This window comes from Microbacterium sp. (genome assembly GCF_031178445.1).
Lineage (GTDB): Bacteria > Actinomycetota > Actinomycetes > Actinomycetales > Microbacteriaceae > Microbacterium.
Genome location: NZ_JAPSIY010000012.1, coordinates 56,229 through 67,578, shown reverse-complemented (window position 1 = coordinate 67,578; position 11,350 = coordinate 56,229). Strand labels below are relative to the sequence as shown.

Below are 11,350 nucleotides of genomic sequence, written 5' to 3'. Positions count from 1 at the left end.
GCAGCTCCTTGAGCTGGGCAACCGTCAGACCGCGGTACTCGGTCAGCAGGACGGCGTTCGAGTTCTCGAATGACTTCGTGAGCTCGGCGACCGATGCATCCTTCTGCGCCATGGTCACTCCTTGATGATTACGTGGCGCCGCACGGCGGTGCGACACCGGCCTCGACCCCCACACGACACAAACAAAAACGCTCCGGCGCAAGCGCACGGAGCGTGATCCTCGGGATTCGTTCGTGTCACCTGCGCGGGCCCCTGCTGAGCAGTGCTTCGATCCTCGTGTTCGCACACGACGATGACCGGCGGTCTTCGGTTGCCACAACTCTACGGCATCCCGCCCTCTCCCCCAAATCCGAGCGTCCGGCTACGGCGCCCGGCGCACTCGGCGAGCCGATCGGTGCTCGACAGCCGGTCGCCTCAAGAGCGGCGTGTGAGTGCGGAGATGTCGCCAGGCAGGCGTAGGGTCGAACGGTGACTCCCGAACTGCAGGCCCGCATCGTCGCGGATTCCCGCGACCGGGTGGCGTGGCTGCGGGCCAGGGCGCGCGGGATCACCGCGACCGACGTCGCGGGTCTGTCCGGCGAGGCGTCGATCACCCGCGCCGCGGACGCGAAGCTCGGCGCCGGACCCCGCTTCGGCGGCAACGCGTACACCGACCACGGCCGTCGCCGGGAGCCCGAGATCGCCGCGTGGGTCGCGGCCACGCACAGCATCCTGCCCTCTTCTGCCCTGTTCCACGCCGAGATCGAGAAGCGCCATCTCGCCACCCCCGACGGGATCTGCGTCGACGGGGACGGCCGGGTGCTGCTCGCCGAGATCAAGACCACGAACAAGTCGTGGCGCACGATCCCGCGCACCTACCTGCGGCAGGTCTGGTGGCAGCAGCACGTGCTCGGCGCCGAACGCACGCTCTTCGTCTGGGAGGAGCACGACGACTTCAACCCGATCCACGATGAGCCGCGGTGCGTGTGGATCGACCGCGACGACAAGGAGATCGGCCGGCTGGTGAGCCTCGCGACCCGCCTGATCGACGAGCTCTACCACCGCACCACCGGACAGGTCCCCCCGTCGCTCTCGGTGTCGGCACCGCCCCGCCGCGAGGCGCTCCGCGAGCGCGACATGTTCCGCGCCCTCGCCCTGTCGGACTGAGCGCGTCTCCGCGCTTCGGGTTCACGATCGTGGTTCACGGACGACACGTTCTTCACGCGTGACCACGTTCTTCACGCGTGACCACGTTCTTCACGCGTGACCACGTTCTTCACGCGAACTTCGTGGTTCTCGGCGAACTTCCTGGTCTTTCGCGGAGGTGGGGTCACAGCAGACGGCGACGATCGAGCTTCAGATCGCCCGTCAGCGGTACGCCGAACGCGCGCAGGCGGGCCGCGAAGTCGGCCAGCGTGCGGATGTGCGAGCTGCCCCAGCGCAGCATCCGCCGACCCGTCACACCCCTGATCCAGTCCTCGCGCTCCTTCTCGTCGAGCACCGCCTGCTCGACGGTCCGGCCGCCGCGCAGTTCCGGATCGACGTACTTGCCGGCGCCGTCGAACTCGCCGAATGCGCCGATCTCGTCGAGGCCGAAGTCCACGAAATGCTCGCCGCCATCGGATGCCGGAACGGCGACCTGCAGCTCCACGCGTTCGAACCCGAGCCGCATCAGGTGCATCCTGCTGACGCTCTCACCTGGCAGCTGAGCACGGCCGTCCGCGAAGCGCACGATCGCGCGGCCACGCCGGCTCCCCGGCGCACCACGCACGGAGTCGAAACGCGCCAGCATCCCCTCGCGCCAGGCGTCGGCCAGCGAATCCTCCTGCCGCTGCCCGCGCACGGCCACTCGCCGCAGCGCTGCGTCGGCGATCGACTGCGCTGCCTCCGCGTGCAGCACCCGGCTCACGTCGAAGACGGTGCGCGCGAGCCCCGTCACCCGCATGGCACCGATCTCGACGGCATCGGCATCGTCGACTACGGCCGGATGCCTCTGCACGACCCGACTGCTGCCGACGTGATCCCGGGTGAGCACGTGCACTCGACCGACAGGAACGCGGTACAGCGGCAGACCGTGCAGCACGACCGCGGAGAGCCCGCAGAACACCGGCGGCGCCTCCGCGTCGCGAGCTGCCGCCAACACCCGAAGCAGATGCCGCCCCTCGGGCCACAGTCGTTCCCAGGTATCGGTGGGCACGTAGTGCCCCCGCCGGATGCGAGTGAGGCGCCCATCGGCCACACGTGCGCTCAGCATCCGATCGGTCGCACCGTCGGCGACCAGGCGCGCCCGCGATCTCAGCAGTCGTTCCGCCACGTCGATGGTGATGGCGCGTCGTGACACGGGCTGGGGTTCCGGCATCCCCTCACCCTGCCGTCTCCGCTTTCGCCCATCGCCTCCATCCACATCCTTCCCGCCGCCTCCGCTGTAGACGCCGCCTGTGCAGAGCGAGTGCAGCGTCTTCGACCACCTCGTTCACCGAGGACCACGTTCTTCGCGTGAAGAGCGTGGTCAGCCGTGAACTTCGAGGTCGGCGACCGGCGCCGGAGGTTAGTTGACATCCATCCACCATCGATCTATAGTGGACGCTTGTCCATTACTTCAGGAGTTCGATGAGCGCGCCCGCCACCCCGTCAATGTCCCACCGCCAGGTGCTCGAAGCACTGTCCGGCCTGCTGCTCGGCATGTTCGTGTCGATGCTCGCCGGAACCGTCGTCTCGACCTCGCTGCCGGTCATCGTCAGCGAGCTGAACGGCGACCAGAACGCCTTCACCTGGGTGGTGACCTCGACGCTGCTCACCACAGCGATCGCGACTCCGATCTGGGGCAAGCTCTCCGACCTGTTCAATCGCAAGCTGCTCATCCAACTCGCTCTGATCATCTTCGTCGGCGCCACGGCCGCCGCCGGCTTCTCTCAGGATGCCGGGATGCTGATCGCGTTCCGCGCCGTGCAGGGCATCGGCGCCGGCGGCCTGGCCGCATTGAGCCAGGTGATCATGGCGGACATCATCAGCCCGCGCGAACGCGGCCGCTACATGGGCCTGTTCGGCGCGGTGATGGCGCTAGCGACGGTCGGCGGCCCGCTGCTGGGCGGCTTCCTCACCGACGTCGCGAACTGGCGCTGGAACTTCTACGTCGCGATCCCCTTCGCCGTCCTCGCCATCATCATCCTGCAGATCACCCTCAAGCCTGCCGTCCGCACTCGCGACAAGGTGCGCATCGACTATCTCGGCATCGTGCTGCTGGCCACCTCGGTCTCGCTGCTGCTGATCTGGGTGACAAGCGCCGGCACGAACTTCGACTGGTGGAGCGTCGAGACGATCCTCATGGTGGGCGGAGCCGTCGTCGGCGGTGTGCTGTTCGTGATCGTCGAACTGCGCTCGGCCGAGCCTCTCGTGCCGCTGACGATGTTCCGCGATCGCACCTTCACCCTCTCGGTGCTCGCCTCGATCGCCATCGGCATCGCCATGTTCGGCACCTCGGTGTTCCTCAGCCAGTACATGCAGATGGCCCGCGGCGCCACGCCGACCCAGGCCGGGCTGATGACGCTGCCCATGATCGGCGGGCTGCTGGTGTCGTCGATGGTGGTCGGGGCCCTGATCACGCGCTACGGCAGGTGGAAGGGATTCGTGATCACGGGAGCGGCGCTCACGATCGCCGGCTCGGTGATGCTGTCGACGCTGCAGTACGACACCAACTTCGTGCTCGTCTCGGTGTACATGCTGCTGCTCGGTGCGGGCGTGGGCATGACCATGCAGAACCTCGTGCTCATCGTGCAGAACACGGCCCGCCCCGAGGATCTCGGCGCCGCCAGCTCGGGGGTGACCTTCTTCCGCAGCCTGGGCGGCACGGTCGGCGTCTCGGTGATGGGCGCAGCCCTGGGCACCCGCGTCGCCGATCTGTTCGCCGACCGTCAGGCCGAGCTGGGCAAGGCGCTCGCAGGACTCGGAGAGAAGGGCGCGGCGCTCGGCGAGCAGCTGGCGGCCGGCACCCTGCCCGAGGTCAGCAAGCTGCCTGAGGTCGTGCGGATCATCGTCGAGGACATCTACGCACACGGGATCGCCGCCTCCTTCCTCATCGCCGTGCCGTTCGCGGTGCTCAGCCTGATCGCGGTGCTCTTCCTGCCGAACCTGCCCCTCACCCGCATGACCACCAAGGAGCGGCTCGCGGCGAGCGAGGTGGACCTGGCGACCATCACGACCGAGGAGGGCATGACCGCGGGCGTCGCCGCCACGGGGCCCGTGCCGACGCAGGCGACACGACGGGGACGTCGCGATGGCTGAGCCGATTCTCGACGACGACAGGGAACGGGCGCTGCGCGGCCTCGAGCAGGAGTTCAGCACACTCTTCGCCCGGGTGCGCCGCATGTACCTCGAGCTGGCGACACGCCTCGCTCCCGGTCTCTCTCCAGGCGCGTACAAGATGTTCAGCCTCATCGCCACGGGTGACAGGATGCGCCCGTCGGAGCTGTCGGAGCGCATGGCGGCCGACAAGTCGCTGGTCAGCCGGCTGCTGCGCGAGCTCGAGAGTCATGGGCTGGTCGAGCGCACCCCTGATCCCGAGGACGGTCGTTCGAGCTTCGTCGTCGCCACCGCAGAGGGACGTGAACGCCTGTCGGCGGCGCGCGCCGAGGACGACATGCGGCTGCGCCGCACCCTCGCGGAATGGGACGTCGACGACATCGACAATCTCTCGCGCCTGCTGCACGCCCTAAGCGCAGGCGAGAACCCCGCGCGCGACGAGCACGCTCTCGATGCCGTACGGGCGGATGAGGGCGAGGCCGGCGCCGATCGGACCGACGCCTCGTAGTCGCGCCGACCCGCGCCGCTGCTCATAGCGGCGCGAGAACGCGGCGCGCCTCATCCCCGACTTCTGCGGCGATCTCGTCGAGTAGCCGCGATCGCAGGTTCCACTGCTGCCAATAGAGCGCGATCCTGGTCGGCGGCCCACCGATATCCACGAGGTCGTCGCTCGTCTGCGGCACGGGAATCAGTCCCCAGCCCAGACCCAGTCGCACCGCCTGAGAGAAGTCGTGTGACGCGGGAACGTAGTGCCGCGGCACGGACCACGGCTCCACGCCGCGATCGCGCAGCCAGTCGTGCTGCAGCGTGTCACGCCGGTCGAAGTCGACGAAGGGGGCCGAGCGGAGTCCATCGGCGGTGACGCCGTCGGGAAACCAGCGCTGCAGGTACTCGGCGCTTGCCATGGGCCGGTACTCGAGCACTCCGAGGGGTGTGACCATGCTTCCGCCGACGGGGTCGGACTCGCTCGTGACCGCCGCCATCACCTCCCCCGACTCCAGCAGCCGTGCGGTGTAGTTCTGGTCGTCGCGGTGCAGGTCGACGTCGATCGGATGCCGTCGCGCTATGCGAGAGATGGGCGCCAGGAACCACGTGGCCAGGGAGTCGGCATTGACGGCGAGCGGGATGCGGATGCGCGCGGCGCCGCCCTCTGCGCTTCCCAGCCCGAAGGCGGCGACCGCATCGTGCTCGAGCAGCTCGACCTGCCTGGCCAGCCGGACCAGCGCCTCTCCCGCTTCGGTCGGCCGCACCGGCTTGGACCGCACGACGACGACCCTGCCGAGCTGCTGCTCCACGGTCTTGATGCGCTGGCTGATCGCGGACGGCGTCACATGCAGTCGCCGCGCGGCGGCGTCGAAGCTGCCCTCGTCGATGACGGCGGCGACCGTGGCTGCGAGTTGAGCGTCGATCCTCACATAAGCCAGGCTAATGCCAGTGCAGTTCTGTTCGCTGGCTCTCATGGAGATGGCGCCCTAGCGTGGAGACATGCTCAGCTTCTTCGCCGGCCTCGGCCTCGGCCTGTCGCTCATCATCGCGATCGGAGCGCAGAACGTCTTCGTGCTGAGGCAGGGCCTGCGCCGCGAGCACGTGCTTCCCGTCGTCGCGATCTGCGCACTCTCGGATGCGGTGTTGATCGTCGCGGGCGTGGCCGGCCTCGGCTTCGTGATCGGGAACGCGCCCTGGCTGGTGGTCGTCGCCCGGTGGGCGGGCGCGGTGTTCCTCGTGGCGTACGGAGTGCTGGCTGCACGGCGCGCCTGGCGCGGCGAGGATCAGGGGCTGACGGCGGACGACGGCGGCACGGGCTATGGCACCGCCGGTGGCTCGCTCACCACCACCCGCACAGCCGCACCCGCACGTCTCGCCCCGGTGCTCGCCACCGTGCTGGCGCTCACCTGGCTGAACCCGCACGTGTATCTGGACACGGTGCTCATGCTCGGCTCCGTCGCGGCGACGCACGGCAGCGGTCGGTGGGTGTTCGCGGCGGGGGCGGTGCTGGCCAGCATCCTGTGGTTCACCGGACTGGGTTTCGGTGCGCGCCACGTCGGTCGCTGGCTGCGCACGCGACGCGCGTGGCGGATTCTCGACGCCGGCATCGCCGTGGTGATGGTCGTGCTCGGGGTGAGCCTGGTGATACCGGTGCTGGGCGGCTGACCCTCCGGTATGACGAAGACGAAAGACCCCCGGACCAGGCGGTCCGGGGGTCTTCGAATGAGAGCGTCAGTCTCAGATGGCGTTGACGTCCAGCGGGATGCCGGGGCCGAACGTGGTCGACACGGCGCCCTTCTGGATGTAGCGGCCCTTCGAGCTGGACGGCTTCAGGCGCACGATCTCCTCGAGTGCGGCCTTGATGTTCTCGTCGAGCTGCTCGGCCGAGAACGAGGCCTTGCCGACGATGAAGTGCACGTTGGCGTGCTTGTCGACGCGGAACTCGATCTTTCCGCCCTTGATCTCCTCGACGGCCTTGGCCGGGTTGGGGGTCACGGTGCCGGTCTTCGGGTTCGGCATCAGACCACGGGGCCCGAGCACCTTACCCAGACGACCCACCTGGCCCATGAGCTCGGGGGTCGACACGGCTGCGTCGAAGTCGGTCCATCCGGCCGCGACCTTCTCGATCAACTCAGAGCCACCGACCTCGTCGGCGCCGGCGGCGATCGCGGCCTCAGCGGCCGGACCGTTGGCGAACACGATGACGCGAGCGGTCTTGCCGGTACCGTGCGGGAGCATGACGGTGCCACGCACCATCTGGTCAGCCTTGCGCGGGTCGACCGAGAGCTTCAGCGCGACCTCGACGGTCGAGTCGAACTTCGCCGAACCGGTCTCCTTCGCCAGGGCGACGGCCTCGGTGGGCGTGTAGAAGCGGTCCGCCTCGATCTTCGCGACGGCGTTCTTGTAAGCCTTGGACTTGGTAGCCATAGTTATCTCCCTCAGCCCTCGACCGTGATGCCCATCGAGCGGGCGGTGCCCTCGATGATCTTCGACGCGGCGTCGATGTCGTTCGCGTTCAGATCGGCCTGCTTGGTCTCGGCGATCTGGCGGACCTGATCCTTGGTGATCTTGCCGACCTTGACGGTGTGCGGGGTGGCCGAGGCCTTCTGCACTCCGGCCGCCTTCTTGATCAGCTCTGCTGCCGGCGGGGTCTTCAGGACGAAGGTGAAGCTGCGGTCCTCGTAGACGGTGATCTCGACGGGGATGACGTTGCCGCGCTGCGACTCGGTCGCGGCGTTGTACGCCTTGCAGAACTCCATGATGTTGACGCCATGCTGACCGAGCGCGGGGCCGATCGGCGGCGCCGGGTTGGCTGCACCGGCGTTGATCTGAAGCTTGATCAGGCCGGTCACCTTCTTCTTCGGTGCCATTCTCTTTCCTTTCATCGAGCGGATGCCGTGCGGCATCCCTCTCCCGCGAACCCGGCGTCTCCGGGTCGCGGTGCTGCTCGCGCGCACGCCGAAGCGGCACACAAACCATGTAAGTCTACCCGATCCGGTGGATGCCCTACGCCCACCTCGAGCCCGCGTGCGACGCGGGGACACCGCGGACGCGAGAACGACCGGCGGATGCGGGAACGGCCGCCCCCGAAGGGACGGCCGCTCTCGATGAAGAGGGGTCAGATCATCTTGGTGACCTGATCGAACGACAGCTCGACCGGGGTCTCGCGCTCGAACAGCGACACGAGCACGGTGAGCTTGCCGCTCTCCGGCTTGATCTCGCTGATCGTGCCGGGAAGGCCTGCGAACGAGCCCTCCTTGATCGTGATGGTCTCGCCGATCTCGAAGTCGACCTCTGCCATGACCGGGCGGGCGACGGCGACGCCGCCCTTCGCCGCGATGGACTTCGCGGTGGGGACGTCCTTGACCTCGACGAGCGACTTCAGCATGTTGAAGGCCTCTTCGAAACGCAGCGGCGTCGGGTTGTGCGCATTGCCGACGAAGCCGGTCACACCGGGCGTGTGGCGGACGACCGACCAGGTGTCCTCGTTGAGCTCCATGCGCACCAGCACGTAGCCGGGGATGCGCACGCGGGTGACCATCTTGCGCTGACCGTTCTTGATCTCGACGACGTCCTCCATGGGGACCTCGACCTGGTAGATCTCGTCCTCGACCTCGAGCGTCGACTTGCGCTGCTCGATGTTGGCCTTCACCTTGCGCTCGAAGCCGGCGTAGGAGTGGATGACGTACCACTTGCCGGGGAGCATCCGCAGGTCGGCGCGGAACGCCTCGTACGGGTCCTCCTCGGCTGCGTCCGCATCCTCGTCGTCGGTCACATCCGGGCCGTCGTAGGGCGTCACCTCCGAGGCCTCAGCGGCCTCGGCCTCGGCGGTCTCCTCCGCCACGGCGTCGTTGAGAACCTCAGCGGCGGCCTCGGTTTCGGCCGCTTCGTTCAGGTTGAGAGCGTCGTTCACGATCGCGTCCGCCTCCGGGTCGTCGATGTCGGTGTCATCCGTGTCGTCGTACTCCTCGATCTCGCCGTCGCCCTCGACATGCAGGGCGATGTGCTCCGCCGAGGTCGCCGAGAGCTCCTGCTCGGCGAGGATGTTGCCCTCCTGGGCCTCATCCTCCTCGCTGGACTGCTCTGCAGCGGTGGCCCAGTCGGCGTCGTCGGAATATCGTTCAGACACTTTGCTTCTTTCCAATCACTGCGGCAGTCGCCGCAGGTGCGTCAGCTCGGCACTCCGAACACGTAATGCGTGGCGGTTCCGAACAGCCAGTCGAGGCCGTAGACCAGGGCCATCACGATCACCACGAAGACCAGAACGACGAGCGTGAACTTGACCAGCTCCTTGCGGGTCGGAGTGACGACCTTGCGCAGTTCGCTGATCACCTGGCGGAAGAACAGGGCGATCCGGCCGAAGAAGCCGAGCTTCTTGTCGCCCAGGGAGTACGAGCCTGCTGCGACGACGTCGCCGCGAACTTCGTCCTGATCCATCCTGACGTACCTTTCGTGAGCCAGCGTGTGCGCTGACGCGCAGGGCGGACAGGAATCGAACCTGCAACCTGCGGTTTTGGAGACCGCTGCTCTGCCAATTGAGCTACCGCCCTAGAGACCGGGTGGCCTCTGGGTCTGCAACCGACACGCACCATCTCAGGCACGGCGAAGGATGCAGACAACTGCCCCTCAAGTGTACGTCATCCCGGGAGCCCGACCGAACCGGACGGCACTCCCGCGTGAGTCGCGCCCACTGGCCCGCCCCGCTGCCGCAGTCGGGCAGACTGTTAGTCACGGCGAGCGACACGGCGAGGAGGTGGATCAGATGAGTGCGTACGTGCAGCAGTTCCAGGTGGACCTGCGCGGCGTCGTCGACCTCCTGAGCAGGCACATCTACTCGAGCCCTCGTGTCTACCTGCGCGAGCTGCTGCAGAACGCACGCGATGCGATCGCCGCCCGATCCGAAGTCGACGGCGCAGGCGGCAGCATCCGCATAACGCCGCTCAGCCACACCAGCGGCGAGTTCGTGCTCCGCGACGACGGCGTGGGGCTGACGGCCGCCGAGGTGGCCGATCTGCTCGCCACCGTCGGCCGAAGCTCGAAGCGCGACATCTTCGACATGCCGCGAAGCGACTACCTGGGTCAGTTCGGCATCGGCCTGCTGAGTTGCTTCATGGTCTCGGACCGGATCGTGATCCGCTCGCAGAGCGCCAGGGGCGGCGCGAGCGTGGAGTGGACGGGCAACGCAGACGGCACCTTCCAGGTCGTCGAGCTCGACGAGCGGCTGCCCGTCGGCACCAGCGTGCATCTGACGCCGCGTTTCGACTCCGACGATCTGCTGCGTCCTGCCGCCGTGCGCGAATTGGCGACCGCGTTCGCCGAGTTCCTGCCGGTGCGGGTGGTCGTGGAGATGCCGGGTGGCGACCAGGAGATCACTCGCCAGGCACCCTTCCTCGGTGAGGGCGGGGCGGATGCCGCGCTCGAGTACGGGCGCGATCTGATCGGAACGTCTCCGCTCGACGTGATCGAGATCGGCGAACCGGCGACCGGCACGCGCGGTCTCGCCTATGTGCTGCCCTATGCTCCCCCGCCGGGTGCGCGTCAGGCCACCCGCATGTACCTCGGGCGGATGCTGCTCGCCGAACGCGCCGCGGACGTGCTGCCGGATTGGGCGTTCTTCGTGCGGGCGGTCGTCGACTCGACCGGTCTGTCCCCCACAGCCAGCCGCGAATCGCTCGTCGAAGACCGTGCGCTCGAGCACGTGCGCGAGCAACTGGGCGCAGGCATCCGCCGGTGGGTGCTGGAGCTCGGGCTCACCGCTCCGCACCGTCTCGCCCAGTTCGTCGCGGTGCATGAACTGGGCTTGAAGTCGCTTGTACGGCATGACGACGAGCTCGCGCGCTTCATCACCCGCTGGCTGACGGTGGAGACCACGCACGGATCGATGCGCGTCGGCGATCTCGTGGAGCGGTTCGGCACGGTGCGATATGCCCGCACGGTCGACGAGTTCCGCCAGGTCGCCGGCATCGTCCCGCCATCCGAGGTGCTGGTCAACGGCGGCTACCTCTTCGACGCCGAACTCGTGGCGTCCCTGCCGGAGCAGTACCCGCACCTGGTCGTGGAGCAGATCGATGTCGCCGGCGAGCTCGATCGGCTCGACCCGCCCCCGCTCGACGATCGCGCAGCGGCCGTCCGGCTGGAAGACCGCGCGAGCGCCGTGCTGGCGGCATCCGGATGCGCCGTGATCGTGCGCTCCATCGATCGTGGGCAGCTCACCGGCCTTTACGTCGCCGACCCGAGCGTGCTGCGCGCCATCGACCGCAGCCGCACCAGGGGCATCGCGAACGGACTGTGGGGCGACGTGCTCTCGCGCATCGACCATGCCGTCGGCGTGCCCGACGACGACACGTCGGCGCGGCTGTGTCTGAACTGGTCGAACCGCGTGGTGCGCACCCTGTCGGGCGTCGAGGACGAGGCCGTCTTCTCCCGCACCGTGCAGCTGCTCTACATCCAGGCGCTGCTCGCCGGGCACCACCCGCTGTCCGACGCGGACCGGTCGCTCATGACCGCAGCGCTCACCGATCTGGTCGCGCTGTCGGCGGGTGTCGGCGCCGAGGGCTTCCCCTTCGACCTCTGACAGCCCGCTCCA

Annotated in this window: 12 protein-coding genes and 1 tRNA gene; 5 read left to right on the top strand and 8 right to left on the bottom strand. The window is 68.1% G+C overall.

The genetic code is table 11. The annotated features are described in order from the left end of the window. Window positions 1-112, bottom strand: a 112-nt coding sequence (gene rplJ / locus RIN43_RS15015) for a 50S ribosomal protein L10 (RefSeq protein ID WP_309129731.1), incomplete at its 3' end; no start/stop codon positions are given. A gap of 356 nt (window positions 113-468) precedes the next feature. On the opposite strand from rplJ, the gene RIN43_RS15010 reads away from it, so the two are divergent. Further along, entirely contained in the window at window positions 469-1,146 is a 678-nt protein-coding gene (locus RIN43_RS15010) for a YqaJ viral recombinase family protein (protein WP_309129728.1), read from the top strand. A gap of 163 nt (window positions 1,147-1,309) precedes the next feature. On the opposite strand, the gene RIN43_RS15005 is transcribed toward RIN43_RS15010, so the two are convergent. Then, a complete protein-coding gene (locus tag RIN43_RS15005) occupies window positions 1,310-2,338 on the bottom strand; it encodes a hypothetical protein (RefSeq protein WP_309129727.1) in 1,029 nt (342 codons plus the stop codon). Between the two features lie 251 nt (window positions 2,339-2,589). Between RIN43_RS15005 and RIN43_RS15000 the strand changes: the two genes are divergently transcribed. Together RIN43_RS15000 and RIN43_RS14995 are read left to right on the top strand one after the other, a co-directional pair. Next, window positions 2,590-4,260: an MDR family MFS transporter gene (locus RIN43_RS15000; protein WP_309129726.1), complete on the top strand. Its 1,671-nt coding sequence runs from the start codon at window positions 2,590-2,592 to the stop codon at window positions 4,258-4,260. Beyond that, window positions 4,253-4,786, top strand: a complete 534-nt coding sequence (locus tag RIN43_RS14995) for a MarR family transcriptional regulator (protein ID WP_309129725.1) — start codon at window positions 4,253-4,255, stop codon at window positions 4,784-4,786. Before RIN43_RS15000 ends, RIN43_RS14995 begins: the two co-directional genes overlap by 8 nt. A 22-nt stretch (window positions 4,787-4,808) precedes the next feature. Here the strand turns inward: RIN43_RS14995 and RIN43_RS14990 are convergent, their stop codons facing one another. Then, the gene (locus RIN43_RS14990) at window positions 4,809-5,693 is read right to left on the bottom strand and encodes a LysR family transcriptional regulator ArgP (protein ID WP_309129724.1); all 885 of its coding nucleotides are present in this window, start codon (window positions 5,691-5,693) and stop codon (window positions 4,809-4,811) included. A 70-nt stretch (window positions 5,694-5,763) separates the two neighbouring features. Here RIN43_RS14990 and RIN43_RS14985 point away from each other — a divergent pair, with 70 nt between their 5' ends. After that, entirely contained in the window at window positions 5,764-6,429 is a 666-nt protein-coding gene (locus RIN43_RS14985) for a LysE/ArgO family amino acid transporter (RefSeq protein ID WP_309129723.1), read from the top strand. Between the two features lie 72 nt (window positions 6,430-6,501). Here the strand turns inward: RIN43_RS14985 and rplA are convergent, their stop codons facing one another. From rplA to RIN43_RS14960, 5 genes are all read right to left on the bottom strand, one after another. Beyond that, a complete protein-coding gene (gene rplA, locus RIN43_RS14980; RefSeq protein ID WP_309129722.1) occupies window positions 6,502-7,191 on the bottom strand; it encodes a 50S ribosomal protein L1 in 690 nt (229 codons plus the stop codon). An 11-nt stretch (window positions 7,192-7,202) separates the two neighbouring features. Next, window positions 7,203-7,634, bottom strand: a complete 432-nt coding sequence (rplK, locus tag RIN43_RS14975) for a 50S ribosomal protein L11 (protein WP_309129721.1) — start codon at window positions 7,632-7,634, stop codon at window positions 7,203-7,205. Window positions 7,635-7,882: 248 nt separating this feature from the next. Next, window positions 7,883-8,893 (bottom strand): transcription termination/antitermination protein NusG, encoded by a 1,011-nt coding sequence (gene nusG, locus RIN43_RS14970; RefSeq protein ID WP_309129720.1) that lies wholly within the window; start codon window positions 8,891-8,893, stop codon window positions 7,883-7,885. Between the two features lie 41 nt (window positions 8,894-8,934). After that, entirely contained in the window at window positions 8,935-9,201 is a 267-nt protein-coding gene (gene secE, locus RIN43_RS14965; protein WP_309129719.1) for a preprotein translocase subunit SecE, read from the bottom strand. A gap of 40 nt (window positions 9,202-9,241) precedes the next feature. After that, window positions 9,242-9,314 (bottom strand) — tRNA-Trp (locus RIN43_RS14960). Window positions 9,315-9,526: 212 nt separating this feature from the next. Between RIN43_RS14960 and RIN43_RS14955 the strand changes: the two genes are divergently transcribed. Next, window positions 9,527-11,338 (top strand): HSP90 family protein, encoded by a 1,812-nt coding sequence (locus tag RIN43_RS14955; RefSeq protein ID WP_309129718.1) that lies wholly within the window; start codon window positions 9,527-9,529, stop codon window positions 11,336-11,338. The last annotated feature ends 12 nt before the right edge of the window (window positions 11,339-11,350 follow it).